The 16,783-nt window shown below is 71.8% G+C and carries 16 protein-coding genes and 1 pseudogene; 7 read left to right on the top strand and 10 right to left on the bottom strand.

All coding sequences use genetic code 11. The features are described 5' to 3' along the window. Positions 1-394, top strand: a pseudogene (locus ACIA77_RS36460) (hypothetical protein); the annotation flags it as partial. A 67-nt stretch (positions 395-461) separates the two neighbouring features. On the opposite strand, the gene ACIA77_RS36455 reads toward ACIA77_RS36460, so the two are convergent. From ACIA77_RS36455 to ACIA77_RS36440, 4 genes are all read right to left on the bottom strand, one after another. Continuing rightward, positions 462-1,079, bottom strand: a complete 618-nt coding sequence (locus ACIA77_RS36455; RefSeq protein ID WP_395890636.1) for an ABC transporter ATP-binding protein — start codon at positions 1,077-1,079, stop codon at positions 462-464. Next, positions 1,076-1,741 (bottom strand): ATP-binding cassette domain-containing protein, encoded by a 666-nt coding sequence (locus tag ACIA77_RS36450; RefSeq protein WP_395890635.1) that lies wholly within the window; start codon positions 1,739-1,741, stop codon positions 1,076-1,078. Before ACIA77_RS36450 ends, ACIA77_RS36455 begins: the two co-directional genes overlap by 4 nt. Next, positions 1,728-4,409: an ABC transporter permease gene (locus ACIA77_RS36445; RefSeq protein WP_395890634.1), complete on the bottom strand. Its 2,682-nt coding sequence runs from the start codon at positions 4,407-4,409 to the stop codon at positions 1,728-1,730. The genes ACIA77_RS36450 and ACIA77_RS36445 overlap by 14 nt, the downstream gene beginning before the upstream one ends. 117 nt (positions 4,410-4,526) lie before the next feature. Next, a complete protein-coding gene (locus ACIA77_RS36440) occupies positions 4,527-4,943 on the bottom strand; it encodes a Fur family transcriptional regulator (protein ID WP_395890633.1) in 417 nt (138 codons plus the stop codon). 152 nt (positions 4,944-5,095) lie between these two features. Between ACIA77_RS36440 and ACIA77_RS36435 the strand changes: the two genes are divergently transcribed. Beyond that, entirely contained in the window at positions 5,096-5,518 is a 423-nt protein-coding gene (locus ACIA77_RS36435) for a Fur family transcriptional regulator (RefSeq protein WP_395890632.1), read from the top strand. Between the two features lie 210 nt (positions 5,519-5,728). Here the strand turns inward: ACIA77_RS36435 and ACIA77_RS36430 are convergent, their stop codons facing one another. After that, positions 5,729-6,661, bottom strand: coding sequence for a GlxA family transcriptional regulator (locus ACIA77_RS36430; protein ID WP_395890631.1), 933 nt, complete (start codon positions 6,659-6,661; stop codon positions 5,729-5,731). A gap of 117 nt (positions 6,662-6,778) precedes the next feature. On the opposite strand from ACIA77_RS36430, the gene nthB reads away from it, so the two are divergent. The 4 genes from nthB (at position 6,779) to ACIA77_RS36410 (ending at position 9,023) form a co-directional block, all read left to right on the top strand. Next, positions 6,779-7,534 carry a nitrile hydratase subunit beta gene (gene nthB / locus ACIA77_RS36425; RefSeq protein ID WP_395890630.1) on the top strand — a complete coding sequence of 252 codons (756 nt, stop codon included), beginning with the start codon at positions 6,779-6,781 and terminating at the stop codon, positions 7,532-7,534. After that, complete coding sequence (nthA, locus tag ACIA77_RS36420) at positions 7,531-8,151, top strand: nitrile hydratase subunit alpha (RefSeq protein WP_395890629.1); 621 nt, start codon at positions 7,531-7,533, stop codon at positions 8,149-8,151. Before nthB ends, nthA begins: the two co-directional genes overlap by 4 nt. 10 nt (positions 8,152-8,161) lie before the next feature. Then, complete coding sequence (locus ACIA77_RS36415; protein ID WP_395890628.1) at positions 8,162-8,494, top strand: nitrile hydratase accessory protein; 333 nt, start codon at positions 8,162-8,164, stop codon at positions 8,492-8,494. 67 nt (positions 8,495-8,561) lie between these two features. Then, positions 8,562-9,023: a MarR family winged helix-turn-helix transcriptional regulator gene (locus tag ACIA77_RS36410; RefSeq protein WP_395890627.1), complete on the top strand. Its 462-nt coding sequence runs from the start codon at positions 8,562-8,564 to the stop codon at positions 9,021-9,023. 370 nt (positions 9,024-9,393) lie between these two features. Here ACIA77_RS36410 and ACIA77_RS36405 read toward each other — a convergent pair whose 3' ends face one another. After that, positions 9,394-11,004, bottom strand: a complete 1,611-nt coding sequence (locus ACIA77_RS36405; protein ID WP_395890626.1) for a DUF885 domain-containing protein — start codon at positions 11,002-11,004, stop codon at positions 9,394-9,396. Between the two features lie 117 nt (positions 11,005-11,121). On the opposite strand from ACIA77_RS36405, the gene ACIA77_RS36400 reads away from it, so the two are divergent. Further along, positions 11,122-12,078, top strand: coding sequence for a GlxA family transcriptional regulator (locus ACIA77_RS36400; protein ID WP_395890625.1), 957 nt, complete (start codon positions 11,122-11,124; stop codon positions 12,076-12,078). Positions 12,079-12,206: 128 nt separating this feature from the next. On the opposite strand, the gene ACIA77_RS36395 is transcribed toward ACIA77_RS36400, so the two are convergent. The 4 genes from ACIA77_RS36395 to ACIA77_RS36380 all read right to left on the bottom strand — a co-directional run bounded on the left by ACIA77_RS36395 (position 12,207) and on the right by ACIA77_RS36380 (position 16,551). Further along, positions 12,207-13,610 carry an MmgE/PrpD family protein gene (locus ACIA77_RS36395; protein WP_395890624.1) on the bottom strand — a complete coding sequence of 468 codons (1,404 nt, stop codon included), beginning with the start codon at positions 13,608-13,610 and terminating at the stop codon, positions 12,207-12,209. Further along, positions 13,607-14,428 (bottom strand): cyclase family protein, encoded by an 822-nt coding sequence (locus ACIA77_RS36390; protein WP_395890623.1) that lies wholly within the window; start codon positions 14,426-14,428, stop codon positions 13,607-13,609. The genes ACIA77_RS36395 and ACIA77_RS36390 overlap by 4 nt, the downstream gene beginning before the upstream one ends. A 63-nt stretch (positions 14,429-14,491) precedes the next feature. Further along, positions 14,492-15,367, bottom strand: coding sequence for an HpcH/HpaI aldolase/citrate lyase family protein (locus ACIA77_RS36385; protein WP_395890622.1), 876 nt, complete (start codon positions 15,365-15,367; stop codon positions 14,492-14,494). Further along, a complete protein-coding gene (locus ACIA77_RS36380) occupies positions 15,364-16,551 on the bottom strand; it encodes a CaiB/BaiF CoA transferase family protein (RefSeq protein WP_395890621.1) in 1,188 nt (395 codons plus the stop codon). Before ACIA77_RS36380 ends, ACIA77_RS36385 begins: the two co-directional genes overlap by 4 nt. Positions 16,552-16,783: the final 232 nt, after the last annotated feature.

The raw sequence follows: 16,783 nt of genomic DNA, 5'->3' as shown, positions 1-16,783 counted from the left end.
TGGATCACCTTGTCAAGGCTGGAAAGCGTGCCTTGACAAGGTGATCCAGACCGCGTGGAAGGCGGGGATCGAGGTGCAGGGCGGGGGCTGGGTGCAGGGGTGGTTTGGGTTGTTGGCCGGTGGCTTTGAGGCGTGGGGATTCGTTGGGTTGTTGGGTGGCGGTTTTGAGGCGTGGGGTTCCGGTTGGTTGGTGGCCGGTGGTTTTGAGGCGTGGGGTTCCGTTGGGTTGTTGGGTGGCGGTTTTGAGGCGTGGGGTTCCGGTTGGTTGGTGGCCGGTGGTTTTGAGGCGTGGGGATTCGTTGGGTTGGTGGGTGGCGGTTGTGGCGGGGGTGTTGCGGGCGTGGGCAGGGGCGGTGCCGTCGTTCGGCAGGGTGGTGCGGGCGGGATCTGCTGATCGAGGTGCGGTGCCCGGTCGTCGCGGGGTCGGGGCTCGAGGCTGGCCGCTCAGCAGGCGGTGAAGCTCATTCGGCGCCGGTGAGGGTGAGGGTGTGGTCGGTGTGTGCGGCCAGCAAGGGGTCGTGGCTGGCGATCAGGACGGCGGCGCCGGCGTTGGCGGCGGTGCGGAGGGCGGCGAGGACCAGTTCGGCGTGGGCGCGGTCCTGGTGTGAGGTCGGTTCGTCGGCCAGGACGAGGGTGGGGGCGGTGGCCAGGGCGCGGCCCACGGCGGCGCGTTGTTGCTCGCCGCGGGAGATTTCGATGGGGAGGCGGGTGGCGAGTTTGGTGAGGTCGAGGGTTTCGAGCAGCTTCGGCAGGTCGGCGTGGGTGCCGGTGCGGGCGGCGAAGGCGAGGTTGTCGGCGACGGTGAGTTCGTCGAACAGGCCGATGGACTGCGGGACGAAACCCAGGTGCTGCCAGGGCATTCGCGCCAGCGGTACGTCGGGCAGCGCGGGGCCCGGGGTCACGGTGCCGGTGTCGGGAGTCTCCCAGCCGCCGGCGATCATGAGGAGGGTGCTCTTGCCGGAGCCCGACGGGCCGGTCAGGGCGACGAGTTCGCCGGGTCGCAGGGCGAAACTCGTGGGCCGCAGCACGAGCGTGCCGCGGTAGGACTTGGACACGTCGGTCAGGGTCAGCACGGTCATCGGATCCGTCCGTCCACGAGTTCGAACACGTCGTCGGCCGCGGAGACCAGGGTCGGGTCGTGGGTGGCGACGACGACGGCGTGGCCGAGCGAAGCCAGGCGCCGCACGGCGTCGGCGACGAGGTGGGCCGACGCGCGGTCCAGCTGGGCCGTCGGTTCGTCCGCGAGCAAGGCGGCCGGGTCGCCGGCGGCGGCGAACGCCAGCGCCACGCGTTGTTGCTCGCCGCCCGACAGTGCGTTCGGCAAACTGGCGCGGCGGTGCCCCAAACCCAGCGCGTCGAGCAGCTCGCCGGACGCGGGCCCGGAGCCACGCAGGCGGGCGGCGAGCTCCAGGTGCTCGTCGACGGTCAGGTAACCCAGCAGGTTGTCCACGGGGTTCTGGAAGACGTAGCCCAGCCGCTTGCGCCGCAGGCCCCGGCGGCCGCGTGCCGACAGCGCGGTCGCGTCCACTCCGGCCACTTCGACCGTGCCGCGCACCGGGCGTTCCAGGCAGGCGAGCACGCGCAGCAGCGTCGACTTCCCGGAACCCGAAGGGCCGACGAGCGCGGTGACCCGGGCGGGCGCCGCCGACACGGAGACTCCCTGCAGGGCGGCGACTTCGTGCGTCGCGGTGTGGTAGGTCTGGTGGACGTCCACACAGGACAGCGCGTCAGTTCGTGTCACGCAGCACCTCCGAGGCGCGGGCGCGCGAGACGGCGCGCTGGGCGGCGAGTGTCGCGAGCACGGCCGCCAGCAGCGTCGCCGCCGCGAGCCGTGCGGTGAGCGACCACGGCGTGGCGAGGAGCGTGCCCGGCGCGGCCGCCGGGTCGAGGTCGTACCCGGCGCTCGTGAGCGCGACGGCGATCGCCGCGAACCCGAGCCCCGCGGCGAAGCCGGTCGCGAGCAGGCCGCCGACTTCGTACAACAGCGCGCGCCAGTGCGCCCGCGCGCCGATGTCCATGCGCCGCAACAACAAGTACGCGCTGCGCCGGGCCCGGGCCCGGGAATTGAGGTACAGCAGCAACCCCACGAGAACGATCGCGCCCGCCAGCACGGAGACCGCGGTGAGGAACAAGAACGTGTAGGTGATCGCCGTGTAGACACCGTTGGCGGTGACCTCACTGGCCTGGCTGAGCGTGCCGACGGGCACGTGCGCCGCCGACAGCGCGGGCACGACCCGCGCCGGGTCGCCACGCAGCCACAGCTGGTGGTGCAGGTTCTCGCCGGCCAGCTCGTCGAGCACGTCGCGGCGCACCAGCATCATCGGGAAGCCGGAGCTCTTGCCGGGCAGCTGTGCCACGCTCGTGATCGAGAACGGCACGGTGCGCCCGCCGACCTCGACGTTCGTCGGCCCGGACACGCCGGGGATCCCGGCCAGCACACCCACGGGCGCGCCGGGGGCGGACAGCTGCTCCACCAGGTCGTCGAGCGTCGGCCCTGGCAGCGCGTCGTCCCAGAACGCGGCGGTGGTGAACGTCGCCGGGTCGACGCCGACCACGTTCACGGTCGTGTGGCCGACGGTGCCGGAGTCGTAGCGGTCCACGAAGCTCGCCGCGAACCCCGGCGGAGCCTTCGCAGGTCCGGTCAGGTCCACGACCACGTCGGTGCCCACCACGAGCTGGCCCTCGGCGTGCAGCGTCCGGTCGACCGAGCCCGTGACCGTGGTCGCGTACACGGACAACGCGATGGGGATCGCCGTCGCGCCGATCAGCACGGCCGCCGCGGCGGGAGCCGACGCGATCCGCCGCCACGACAGGAACGCGACCGCCCGCGAAAGCGACACCGGCCGGATGCGCACCACCGCGACCCGGACGATCCGCGCGGCCAGCAGCGCCAGGCCGATCACCAGCAGCAGCGGCACCACGATCAGCCTCGGCGGGATCCGCGCGACGGACCCGGCCGCGCCCACGTTGTCCTCCGCCACGCCGTCGAGCACGAAGTAGCAGACGAGCGCGGCGCCGAGCGGCAGCAGCTCCCACGGCCAGTGCCGCTGCCGGGTGGTGTGGGCGTCGAACAGCGCGGTGATGCGCCGCCCGCTCGCGAACGCGATCGTCCCCAGCGTCACCAGCAACGCGGCGGCCGCGCCGAGCACGGAACCGGTCAGCGCGCCGGGGGTGACGAGCGGGCTCGGGCCGAGCGTCGCCACGAGGTAGCGCGCGAGGAACCAGCCCGCGACGCTGCCGAGCACCACGACCGTGCCGACCTCCAGCGCGGCCTTGCCCACGAGCGCGAGCGGTCCCACGCCGCGCGAGGACAGCACCGCCAGTTCGGCCCGGCGCCGGTCCACCCAGAACGAGCCGGCCGCGGCGGCGATCACGAGCCCCGCCAGCGCGCCGACCGCACCCATCGGCACCACCGTCGTCGCCAGTGCGGAGGTGACCTGGTCGGCGCGATCGACCATGCCGCCGAGCGACGACGTGAACTCGGTGCTGCCGTAGCGGTGGAAGGTCTGGCCCAGCACGTCCTCCGGGTTCTCGGTGCGGGCGCGCAAGTGCTCGAGCCCGGCCACGACGGCGGGCGCGCTGGCCGTGGTCATGCCGGTGGTGTCGACCGAGCTCTCGACGAGGTTCTGCACGCCGGACTCAGGCGTGGTGAAACTGAAGAAGTCGTCCGTCGTCACCAGTGCGATCGGGTACGTGCCGCTGTTGGACAGCGGGTCGCCGCGGTAGACGCCGGCGAGGCTGCACCAGTACGGCTGATCGGGCAGCGAGCGCAGGTCGCGGTAGATCCCGGCGACGCGCAGCTGCCGTGTGGGTCCGCCCGAGAGTGGTCTGGCCCGGTCCGCGGGGGCCAGCGAGTTGCGCGAGCCGCCGGTGACGGTCACGAGGTCGCCCGCGTGCAGGTTCTTGATGCTCGCGAACTGGTCCGGCAGCCAGATCCCCGGCCCCGTCCCGCGCTGCACCACCTGGATGTGGTCCTGGAAACCGGTGCGGGACACGAGGTTCAGCAGCGTCTGCTCCGGGTGCACCGGCGTGCCGGTCGCCTTCTCCACGGACGCGCCGGTGACCAAAGTCGACACGGGCGGCGACGCCTTCGGCACCGTCGCGGCGGCCTGGGTCGCCTGCTGCACCCGCGCGTCGTAGAGCGCTTTCCCGACTTGCTCGGGCACCGCGGGGTCGCGTTGCGCACCGGGCAGGGCGCCGCTCCACTGCGCGCCGACGGCCCACTCACACGCGAGCGACGTCTGCTGTTGCAACGTCGCGTTTCCGGCGGCGGAGAGGAAGAGCGCGACGGCCGTGGCCGGTAGTGCGACGAGGATCGCGGCCGCCGCGACGGCGATCACCACGGCCGGTTGCCGCCACCCCGTCCACACGGCCCGCGACCACGGCGTAGCCAACCCCCATCTCGGCATGTCGTGGAGTTTCACACAGCCGGAGACTCAGCCGGAGCACCGAGATCCTTTTGAGACAGCACGCTTTCCCACCGCAGCCGAGCGGCGACGCGCGGTGGCGGAATCCCGGTGACCGGGTCAGTGCGCGGCGGGGTGCGGGAGCCCGTCGGGCGAGCAGTGGGAGCAGACGCCGGCGAGGATTCCTTGCTCCCCGGTGCAGACCGCGTCGAGGCGGCCGCAGTTCGTGCACAGCAGGTGTCCGTGCTCGGGTCCGGTCAGCTCGTAGCGCTGCGCGACGCCGACGGTGTCGAAGCGGCGGACGAGCCCGGCCGCGACGCCGGTGGCGAGCACGTCGTGGATCGCGCGGGTGGACGCGAACCGGAGCCGGTCGCGCACGTGGGGCAGCAACTCGGCGACGGTGGTGTGCGGCTGCTCGGCGAGGGTCTCCAGCACGACCTGGCGGGCGGTGGTCACGCGCAGGCCGGCCCGGCGGAGCCGCTCGCCGGCGTCGATCGAGGCCGGCCCCGGCTGAGGAAGCGTGGAAGACGTGGGCACCCCACCTTTGTAGTCCCTAGAGTTGATCCAGTCAATTGTCTGAAGAAGTCAACTGTGTGAATCGCTTTCAGGAATCGCCGGGCGGGGTGAGCTTCGCTGTGAGCTACTCCACCTCAGACTTGATGCAGTCAATTCTGAGGTACAGTGCCCGCATGGACGCGTTCGGGGTGCGGTTGCGCCGGAATGGCCTGCGCAACACGCCGCAGCGGCGGGCGGTGCTCGCCGCTGTCGAGCGCTACCCGCACTCGACCGCGACGGAAATCGCCGTCGCCCTGGAGACCGACGGCGTGGCCGGCGGCCTCTCCCGGCAGGGCCTCTACAACGTGCTCGAAGACCTCGTCTCCGCCGATCTGCTGCGGTCCCTCGAACCCGCCGGCTCACCCGCCCGCTTCGAACCGCAGACCCACGACAACCACCACCACCTCGTGTGCCGCACCTGCGGCGCGATCCAGGACGTGCCGTGCGCCGTCGGCGCCCCGCCCTGCCTGGACCCCGTGTCGGCGCCGGGCTTCCGCGTCGACACGGCCGAGGTGACGTGGTGGGGAACCTGCGACGAGTGCGCGGCGGCCGGCTGAACCGGCCTGCTGGCTTACTCGCTGGATATCGCGCGGGTGCCGCGGTCTCGCGCCGAGCCGCCGCGGTGGAATCGACGCCGGCCCAGGTGCGCTTGTCGGCAAAGTGACCCGGTCCTGTCTGCCGCCGTTCCCGCTTGGTGCCATGGTGATGTCGGCGTGTCTCGTCGTCGATCGAGCCGGCCCGGTCCGCGGCGACCGGTTGACCGGACCTCAGTCTTCGCCGTCCCGCTGCGCGCGGAGGTGGCGCCGCAGCGTCTCGTCGCTGCCCAGGCCACTGCGGCGGGCCGCGGCGGCGATCGTTTCGCCGCTGTCGACGAGGGCGATGGCGGCTTCGCGGCGGACGGCGGCGACGTAGGTGGCGGGCGTCTGGCCCGTGCCCTGCTTGAACAGGCGTGACAGGTGGCGCGTGCTGAGGCCGGCGCGCTGGGCCATGCTCGTGAGGCAGTGGTCGCCCGCGGGGTCGGCGGCGACCTCGTCGCACAGGGTTCGCACGACGTCGCGGCGGGGGCGCGGCGTGCGGGCCGGCACGGACAGCTGCGGCTGCGCCCCGCGGCGGCGCATGAACACGACGAGCTCGCGCGCGATCTCGTGCGCCAGGATGTCGCCGGCGTCTTCCTCCACGAGCGCGAGCGCGAGGTCGATGCCTGAGCTGACGCCGGCGGAGGTGAGCACGCGGCCGTCGCGCACGTAGATCGCTTCGGCGTCGACGTCGACGCTCGGGTAGCGGTCTTGCAGCGTGTCGGCGTGCCGCCAGTGCGTGGTGGCGCGGCGGCCGTCGAGCAGGCCCGCCGCGCCGAGCGCGAAGGCACCCGCGCACACCGACGTCACGCGCCGGGCGCCGCGGGCGAGGAGCTGGATCGCGGTGAGGAGTTCGTCGTCCGCGCCGGGCTTCACGAGGCACTCGCCGCCGGGGACGAGCAGTGTGTCGACGCCGTACACCTCGGCCGCGGAGCGCTCGACGCCCAGGCGCAGGCCGCTCGACGTGGTGATGTCGCGCCCGTCGGGCGAGCACACCGTGACTTCGTAGCCGGTGCCCAGTTCGGCCGCGACGTCGAACACCTCCAGCGGGCCGGTCACGTCGAGCAGCCGGACGCCGTCGAACACCAGCACGGCGACCGGTACGGACCGGCGCGGAACGCTCATTCCGGGAATCTACGTCGGGAGCCCGCCGGGAAGAAAGGGCTGGATGTGTGGGCCGCGTGTCCGGCTCCGGACGGTCACCCGGTGTTAGCTTTTTCACGGCGACGCAAGGTGGTGCGGATGAAGCTCCAACACGGCCTCGGCGGTCTCGAGGGCCTCGAAAGTTTCCCGCTGGTGTTCGACAAACGAGTTTTCGCGCAGGACTGGGAGAAGCGGATCTTCGGCATCCACACCGCGATGATGGGCCTGAGCTCGTCGCTGCGGGAGTCGGTGGCCGGCTACGACCTCGACGCGGTGCCGACGACCTTCCACACCACGTGGACGTGGGCGCACCTGCGTTCGGGTGCCGAGGCGATGCACCCGTTCGAGTACTTCAAGTACCGCTACTACGAGAAGTGGCTCGGCGGGATCACCGCGTACCTGATCGAGCAGGGCTACCTCACCGAAGCCGAGCTGGACGCCGCCACGAGCCGCTTCCGCGGCGAGCCGGCGGCGCCGCTGCCGGAGCGGGACGACCCGGCCGTCGACGACCAGGTGCTCGACTACCTGCGCCGCGGCGACAGCCCGCGGCGCGGCCCGGCCGAGCCGGCGTTCGCCGTCGGCGACGAAGTCGTGGTGCGCAACCCGCCCGCCACCGACCACACGCGGCTGCCCGGGTACCTGCGCGGGCACCGCGGCCGCGTGCAGCGGGTGTTCGAGGGCAACTACTCCTACTTCGTCTCGACCGGCGGCGACGGGCTCGGCGAGCCCATGCCGGTGTACGTCGTGCGGTTCGAACCCCAGGAGCTGTGGGGCGAGGAGACCGAGCGCAACGCCGGTCCGCTCTACGCCGAGCTCTACCAGGTCTACCTGTCCGAGGCGAAGGGAAGCCGATGAGCGAGCTGTTCTCCTACCCCGCGGATCGCGAGGAGTCGAGCGCCGCGCGCGTGCGGGCGCTGGAAGGGCTGCTGATCGAAAAGGGTGTCCTCACCGGGTCCACTGTGGACAAGGTGCTCGGCTACTTCGAATCGGAGATGACGCCGCTCAACGGCAAGAAGATCGTCGCCCGCGCGTGGGTCGATCCGGAGTTCGCGCGGCTGCTCGCCGAGGACACCCCGCGGGCCATCGCGCAGCTGGACCTGCCCGACGGCATGGCGGGCGCCGAAGGCGAGCACATCGCCGCCGTGCTGAACGAACCCGGTGTCCACAACCTGGTGATCTGCTCGCTGTGCTCGTGCTTCCCGTGGCCGGTGCTGGGCCTGCCGCCCTACTGGTACAAGGACCCGGTGTTCCGCGCCCGGGCCGCGCGTGAGCCGCGGGTGGTGCTGGCCGAGCTGGGCCTGCCGCTGGACGACGACACCGAGGTGCGCGTCTGGGACTCCAGCGGGCACTCGCGGTGGTTCGTCGTGCCGTCGCGGCCCGAAGGCACCGAAGGCTGGAGCGAAGAACAGCTCGCGGACCTCGTGACGACCGAATCGATGATCGGCGTGGCCCTCGCGGGCCCGGCGGCGTGAGGGGCGAGCAGTGGCGATCGACATCACCGTCCTGGACTACGACGAGCAGGGCCACGTCAAGTTCCACTCGTCGTGCTCGGCGGACCTCGGCCAGCCCGTGTTCGACGAGGAGTGGCAGCGGCGGGCGTTCGGCCTGGCCGTCGCGCTCTCGGAGTTCGGCCACTACGCGTGGGCGGACTTCCAGCGCGAGCTGATCGCGTCGATCGGCTCGTGGCAGCAGGCGCCGGACGACGCGAAGGGCCGCTGGGAGTACTACGAGCACTGGGTCGCGGCGCTCGACACCGTCGTGCGCCGCCACGGCCTGCTCGAAGACGGGTATGTCAACCCCGAGGACCGCGTCTGACGCCTTAGACTCCCTCCTCACCGGGCCGGCGGGGACTCGCCCGGCGACGACGCGGAGGAGGCGGCGAGTGGTCAGCCGGGCCGAGAAGAACGAAACGAACCCCGACCTGGGGGTGCTCGCCGGGAGGCTGCTGTTCGCCGTGCAGCACGAGCTGTTCACGTCGTTGGCCGCGCAGGGCTTCGCGGACCTGCATCCACGGCATGGTGCGGTGCTCGCGTACCTCGACACGGACGGAGTGCGGGCTACTGAGTTGTCGCGGCTGAGTGGTCAGCACAAGCAGGTCATCGGGACGATGATCGACGAGCTGGAGTCACTGGGGTATGTCCAGCGGCGGCCGGATCCGGCGGATCGGCGGGCGAAGCTGGTGTGCCCGACCGAGCGGGGGCTGGCGGAGATGCGGGCTGCGGGACGGATCATGCAGGCGATGCAGGATCGGCACGCCAGGAGGTTGGGGCGGGATGTTTATGGGGAGTTCAAGAAGGTGCTGATGGATGTTGTTGAACATCAGCGGAAGAAGGTGGAGGGGTGAGGTTCGTTTGAGGGGTGCGGCTCCTTGCGCTGGCGCGCAACGTTGCGCACGGGGTGGTTGCGTGGGGCACCCCGATCTTTGATGGTCGCCACGGTCTGGACCACGTGTCAAGGCGGGAAAGAGTACCTTGACACGTGGTCCAGACCGCGGAGAAGGCGGGGATCGAGGTGCAGGGCCAGGGCTGGGTGCACTGGTGGGTTTTGTAGATCAGTGCCGGCCAGGCTGAGTGCGCTGGTGGGTTTTGTAGATCAGTGCTGGTGGGTTGGCAGTGCTGGTGGGGTCGTACGTTGGTGCTGGTGGTTGGGTGCGCTGGTGGGGTTCGTAGGGCGGTGGCCGTGAGCGTGGTGTTGGCCGTGCCGGGTGTTGGCGGCTAAGGGGTTTTGAGGGCGTCCTGGAGTGCGGCCAGGCCGACGGGGCCCACGGCGAGTGCGTCGTGGTGCCATTGGCGTAGGGAGAAGGCCGGGTGGGCGGCGGCGGTGGCGCGGGCCTGGAGCCAGGAGCGTTCGCCGAGTTTGTAGGCGATGGCCTGGCCCGGCCAGCCCAGGTAGCGGACGACTTCGGCGTGGACGCGGTGCTGGGCGGCGAGGCCGCGTTCGTGGAGGAAGCGGCAGGCCGTGGCGAAGTCCCAACGGGAGCCGTCGGGGAGGGGGAGGTTGAGGTGGGCGCCGATGTCGATGACGACGCGGGCGGCGCGCATGGCGGAGCCCGCGAGCATGCCGAGGCGGGTGCCGCGGTCGGTGTACCAGCCGAGTTCGTCGGCGAGGCGCTCGGCGTAGAGGGCCCAGCCTTCGGCGTGGCCGCTGACGGAGTGGACGCGCGCGAAGCGGCTGACCTTGCCGGTGGCGAGTTTGGCGGTGCCGATCTGCAGGTGGTGGCCTGGGACGCCTTCGTGGAAGACCGTCGTCAATTCTGACCAGACGGCGAAGCGGGTGCGGCCGCCGAGGGGCCACCAGGTGCGGCCCGGGCGGGAGCCGTCTTCGCTGGGGCCGGTGTAGTACGGGGCGCCGGAACCGGAGCCGTGGGCGAGGGTGACGTCGATGGCGCGCAAGGGTTCCGGGATGTCGAAGTGGGCCGCCGCGGCTTCGAGGGCGCGGTCGTGGGCGGCGCGCAGCCAGTCCACATAGGCCGGTTCACCGTCCACGAAGAACTCTTCGTCGAGGATGGCCATGGCTTCCAGGGGGGTGGCGCCGGGACGGATCGAGTCGGCTTCGGCGGCCAGTTCCTGTTCGATGCGCTCGAGTTCGGCCCAGCCCCACTCGTACGCCTCGCGGATGTCGAGGTCGGCGCCGAGGCTCAGCCGGGCGCCGGCGGCGTAGCGTTCTTCGCCGACGCCTTCCACTTCCGTGGCGCGCGGGGCGTAGTCCTCGCGGAGGAACCGGGCGAGGTCGGTGTAACCGCGGTCGGCGGCGTCGGCCGCGGAGCGCAGGTCGGTGGCGAGCGGGCCGTCGCCGTACTCGCTCACCAGCTTTTCGTGCGCGCCGGCGAAGCGTTCGGCTTGCCCGGCCGTCTCCAGAGCCTGGCGACGAGCGGCGACGAGGCCGCGGTCCAGACCGGCGCGCAGCGACGTCTGCCACGCGGCCAGCATCGTCTCGATGCCGGCCATCCGCACGGCGACCACGTGCCAGTCGTCGTCGTCCTTGCGCGGCAGCATGTTCACGGTGTCGTGCAGCGAAGTCAGCACGCCGAACTGCGCCTTCACGGTGCGCAGCGGCTCGCCGAGGTCGTGCCACGCGAGCTGCGCCTCGAGCCGTTCCTTCAGGTGCGCGCCCGCGATCCGGTCCTCGGCGGACTCGGGTGTGAGCGTGGCCAGCGTCGCCAGCGTGCGGCGGTTCTGGTCGGCGCGCGCCTCGAAACCGCCGGGGGAGAAGTCGGTGAGCGCGGCGGGATCGGGGGTGGTGATCCCGCGCATGGTCGCCGTCACCGGATCCAGGGCGGCTTCGGCGGAAACGTGGTCGTCGGAGAGCTGGAAGATCGGCGTCACGGCGCCCACGCTATACCCCGCCCGGCGACGCGGGCGTGAAACTTTCGTCGGCCCTACCTGCGTAAACAGGACAAACCGCACCGTGGCGAGAACGCGGGCATCCGCTAGGATCCCGCCATGCACACGGTGGTCGTCCTCGCGCTGGACAAGGTCGTGCCGTTCGACTTGGCCACGCCCATCGAGGTGTTCAACCGCACCCGTTTGCCCGACGGCCGCGCCGCCTACCGCGTGCGCGTCTGCGGGCCGGCGCCGGTCGTCGACGCCGGCGCGTTCACCATCCAGCCGCAGCACGGGCTCGAAGCGCTCGCCGAAGCGGACACGATCATCGTGCCCGGTCGCGACGAGGTCGGCGAAGTCCCCGAAGAGGTCGTCGACGCCCTGCGCGCGGCCGCGGCCGGCGGAACCCGTCTCGCGTCGATCTGCTCCGGCGCGTTCGTGCTGGCCGCAACGGGCCTGCTCGACGGGAAACGCGCCACCACGCACTGGGCCGCCGCCCCGCAGCTGGCGGCGCTGCACCCCGAGATCGAGGTGGACCCGGACGTGCTCTACGTCGACAACGGGAACATCCTCACCTCGGCCGGCGCCGCCGCGGGCCTCGACCTGTGCCTGCACCTCATCCGCCGCGACCACGGCTCCGCGGTCGCCGCCGACGCCTCGCGCCTGTCGGTCATGCCGCTGGAGCGCGAGGGCGGCCAAGCGCAGTTCATCGTCCACGACCAGCCGCCCACGCCGCGCGGTTCGGTGTTCGAACCGCTGCTGAGGTGGCTCGAAGAGAACTGCGCGAAGGACCTCAGCCTCGACGACATCGCCGCCCACGCCGGTATGAGCAGCCGCACGCTCAACCGCCGCTTCCGCGAACAGACCGGCACCAGCCCGCTGCAGTGGCTGCTGCGCGCCCGCATCCGCCGGGCGCAGTACCTGCTGGAAGCCACCGACCACGGCATCGACCGCATCGCGGGCCAAGTCGGGTTCGGCTCGCCGACCTCGTTCCGCGACCGCTTCAAGCGCGTGGTCGGCACCAGCCCACAGGCCTACCGCGGCAGCTTCGCGGCGCCGGCGCCACCCGCGCGGTGATCAACGCACGATCGTGACGAGCTCCTGCGCGTCGCCGCTCGGCAGCGACCCGCCGCGGCGAGCCCGGCCCGTGAGCGGACTTGGTGACCGGCCGGACGCAGCGCCGAACGCCGCGCCCGGCCGGGGGTTCAGGCGTGCAGCAGCCCGGTGAGCTCCGAGAGGTCTGCCAGGTTCGCGAGCCCGTACGTGAGCCCGGTGATCCGGTCGGCGACCTGCTCGGTGACGACGCGCGTGGCGTTGAGCCGGAACTTCGTGGCCAGCTCCTCGGCCGACAGCGGGTTGTCCGGCCCGCCGCGGTTCACGTCAACGCGCTCCTCCAGTTCGCTGCCGTCGCGCAGGCGGGCGCGCAGCACGGCGGGGAACTGGTGCGGGAAGATCTCGTCGCAGCGGGCGTCGGGCACGCAGTGCACCTTCGCCGCCAGCGCGAGCCGCTCCGGGTTCGCCGCCGCCTCGTCGGTGAAGTCCTCGTGGAACACGCCGAGCCCGCCGCCGCCGAGGAACGCCGCCGCGACCGTGTACGGGCCGGAGAACGCCGCGTGGTAACCCGACTTCGGGTGGACCTTGTCCTCGCGCGGCTCGCCGATGGTGCGCAGCACGGCCGTCGGCGCGCCGAGTTCGAGCCGGTCGATCTCGGCCGGGTCCACGCCGCGCGCCCGCAGCCGCCGCGCGGCGTCGATGCCCGCGTGGGTGAAGTGGTTGCACGGGTAGGGCTTGAAGAAGATGCCCGGCAGCTCCCAGTTGGTTCCGAGGCCGTTGATGATCTCGTCGACGTGGGCCTGGTCGCCGCAGAACGCTTGCAGGAAGCCGAACCGGCCCTCCAGCACGGTGGGCGGACCGGTGATGCCGTGGCGCGCCATCCCGGCGGCCGACACCGCGGCGTGCGCGGCCCAGCCGCAGTGCACGCGCTTGACCGTGCCGCCCGTGCGGTTGGCCTCCAGCAGGCCCGAACCCATGCTGGCCGCGATGCCGAGCGCGTCGGCGATCCCAGCTTCGTCCACATCGGACAACATCGCCGCCGAAGCCGCGGCGCCCAAAGCGCCGCAGATCGCCGTGGCGTGCAGGCCGTGCTCGAAGAACACGGAGTTGCCGAGCTCCTCGTCGTAGCCGGCCATGCCCAGGCGCACCGTGATCTCCACGCCGACGCCGATCGCGTCGAGCAGCTGGGCCCCGGTGGCGCCGCGGGATTCGGCGACGGCCAGCGCCGCCGGCACGACCGACGCCGACGGGTGCAGCACCGACGGCAGGTGCGTGTCGTCGAAGTCGAGCGAATGCGCGAGCGTTCCGTTGAGCAGGGCCGCGCTCGGGTCGGGCAGCTTGGCACCGAGCCCGATGGCCGTGGCCCGTCCGGACCCGCCCCACTCCTGCACCAGCGCGCCGACCGCCTGAGCCGGCCGCTCGGATGTGGCGGCGAGGCTGTTGCCCAGCACGTCGAGCACGCGCCGCGCGGCGTCGTCGCGCAGCTCGGGCGGAAGTCCCTTGGCCCGCACCGAAGCCGCGAACTCGGCGACGCGCTGGACGATCGTCTGCGTCATGCCGTCACCGCCGCGAGCGGACGCACGGGTGAGCCCGTCCCGCCGACGATCCGCAGGGGCGCCAGCAGGAACGCGAACTCCGACAGTCCTTCTTCCGCCACGGCTTCGAGGTTCAGGTGCTCCATGATGAAGATCCCCGACTGCACCAGCAGGATCCGGTGCACCGGCAGCACGGCGTGGCCGGCGCCGGCCGGGATCTGCTCGAACGCGGTCGTGTCCGAACCCGTCGCGACGACCTCGCGCGCCGCCAGCCACTCCGCGGCCGACGTGTCGGCGCCCGGCACCCCCGTTTCCTTGCCCAGGTACGCCGCTGTATCGCCGAAGTTGCGCGCCCAGCCGGTGCGGATCAACGCGACGTCGCCGGGGCCGGGCTCGGTGCCGGCGCGTTTGGCGGCGGCGTCGAGGTCCTCGGCCGTCACGCCGTAACCCGGCTGCAGCGTCGGTACCCCGTGCACCGCGGCGACGTCGAGCAGCACCGCGCGGCGCAGCAGGCCGGGCAGGTTCTCGGCGCCGTGCGTGCGGAACACCCCGCCCTGCTGCGCTTCGGCCGCGTCGACGCCACCGTGCAGCTCGCCGTCGTGGCTGACGTGCGAGAGCGCGTCGATGTGGGTGCCGACGTGCCCGCCGGTCACGATGATCTCGTTGGCCGCCGAACCGCCGTCAGGGCGGCGCATGTCGCCGTGGCGGCGGATCAGGGTCATCCGGAACCCGGGATGGTTCGGCGAGCAGGGCATGCCGGTGAAGAACGGCTGACCGAGCTCGATCAGCCGGACCCCGCCGGAAACCGCCGCCAGCAACGGATCCTGGGTACGTGTCATGAGTGCGTGCCTTCCTCACTGTGCCGTTCGTTACTGATCCGACCACAGTCACGGCCGAAACCTTTACGTAGCAACGGTTACGTCGTTCTCCGGGGCCGGCCCGCTGTTGGCCGGATCAGCAACATGCTTTTCTCCCGACTCCGCGAGCGCGAGCACCCACCGGGCGCGGGCCACGATCGCGGCGTCGACGAACTGTCCGTGGTCATCGATCCAGGCGGCTTCGCCCGAGGACTCGAGGCGGCCGAGCAGCTCTCGAGCCCACGCCGTCTCGGCCGGATCGGGGGCGCACACCTCGTGCACCACGGGAATCTGGGCGGGGTGGATCACCGACCGGCCGAAGAACCCGGCGCGGCGCCCCGCTTCGGTGCTCACGCGCAACCCGTCGAGGTCGCGCACGGCGGTCCACACGCTCTGCACCGGGTTCGGCAGCCCGGCCGCGCGGGCGGCCACGACGATCCTCGAACGCGGCCACGTCAACGCGTCCGCGCCCGTCGCGCGCAAGTCCGCGGCGAGATCGGCCTCGCCCAGCGAGATCCCGGCGACGAGCGGGTGCGCGGTGGCCAGCGCGAGCGCGTTCTCCACGCCCAGCGCCGACTCGAGGATCGGGTAGACGGGCACGCCGAGCGCGTCCGCGACGCGGCGGAGCTCGGCCGGATCCTCGGCCTTCGGCACTCGTACACCGAGTGGCTTGTCGGAAGCCGCGGCCAGCGCGGCGACGTCCGCTTCGCCGGCCGGCGTGGCCGGCGCGTTGACGCGGACGAAGAATTCGGCTCCTTCGGCCAGCGTCTTCAGCACCGTGCGCCGCGCGTCTTCCTTGGCTGCCACCGAGACGGCGTCCTCCAGGTCCACGATCACCGCGTCGGCCGGGCCCGCGAGCGCTTTCGCGATGCGGTCGGGCCGGTCGCCGGGGACGTAGAGCCAGGAGCGGATCACGGTCACTTGATCACGCCCTTTTCGCGCAGCTGAGCCAGTTCCGGCTCGCCGAAGCTGTAGCGGCCGAGGACCTCGGCCGTGTGCGCGCCGAGCGGGGCGCCGGCGGAGGTGATCGAGCCCGGCGTCTCCGACAGCCGGAACAGCACGTTCTGCATCTTCACCGGGCCGAGTTCGACGTCGTCGACCGTCGTGATGCTGCCGAGCGCCGCGAACTGCGGGTCGGTCATCACGTCGGCCGCGGTGTAGATCGGGGCGACGGCGGCCTGGGCTTCTTCGAACGCTTTCACCACGTCGTCCCGGTCGCGCTCGGCGATCCACGAACCCACGGCCTGGTCGAGTTCGTCGGCGTGCTTCGCGCGTTCCGCGCCGCTGGCGAACCACGGTTCGTCGACGAGTTCGGGGCGCCCGACCAGCCGCACCACGCGTTCCGCGATCGACTGCGCGCTCGTGGAGATCGCGACCCAGCTGCCGTCCCGCGTGCGGTAGGTGTTGCGCGGCGCGTTGTTCGTCGACCGGTTGCCGGTGCGCGGCTGCAGCGTGCCGAGCTGGTCGTAGGCGATGATCTGTGGCCCGAGCAGCGTGAGGATCGGCTCGATGATGGCGAGGTCCACGACCTGGCCACGGCCGGTCTGCTCGCGCGCCCGCAGCGCCGTCATCACGGCGAACGCGGTGGTCAGCGCGGCGATGCCGTCGGCGAGGCCGAAGGGCGGCAGCGTGGGCGGGCCGTCGGGCTCGCCGGTGATCGCGGCGAACCCGCTCATGGCCTCGGCGAGCGTGCCGAAGCCGGGACGCTTGGCGTACGGGCCGACCTGGCCGAACCCGGTCACGCGCGTGAGCACGAGGCCCGGGTTGATCTTGCTCAGCTCGTCGTAGCCCAGGCCCCAGCGCTCGAGCGTGCCCGGCCGGAAGTTCTCGACGACTACGTCGGCGTCGGCCACCAGCTTGCGGAAGACCTCCTGGCCCTCGGGGGAACCCAGGTAGAGCGTGATCGCCTTCTTGCCGCGGCCGAGGATCTTCCACCACAGGCCGACCCCGTCGCGCTGTGCGCCGTGGCTGCGGACTGGGTCGCCGTTCGGGTGCTCGATCTTGATCACGTCGGCGCCGTAGTCGCCCAGCAGCGTCGCGGCCAGCGGGCCGGCGAACAGGGTGGCGGTGTCGAGTACCCGGATCCCGGACAAAGCGCCCGTCATGGGGCCTACCTGCCTTTCTCGTCCGGCGCGCGAGCCTGAGGCCATCGTTTCGCCGGGAGGAACAAGAGTCAACGCGATGTTTCCAGCCCGTGTCGTGGACTGGTTCTCAAGTTCGCACTGATCACGGCGTTCCGTCAAGTTATGCGCAGATATTGACCTGACCGCGAGGCCAGTGTCACGATGTCCGACAACATTCCTGGCGTTTCTCCAAGCGGAACGCCGACCCTTCCAG

Source organism: Amycolatopsis sp. NPDC051903, assembly GCF_044452505.1.
In the GTDB taxonomy this organism is placed as follows: domain Bacteria; phylum Actinomycetota; class Actinomycetes; order Mycobacteriales; family Pseudonocardiaceae; genus Amycolatopsis.
This window is presented reverse-complemented; position numbering and strand designations above follow the sequence as displayed.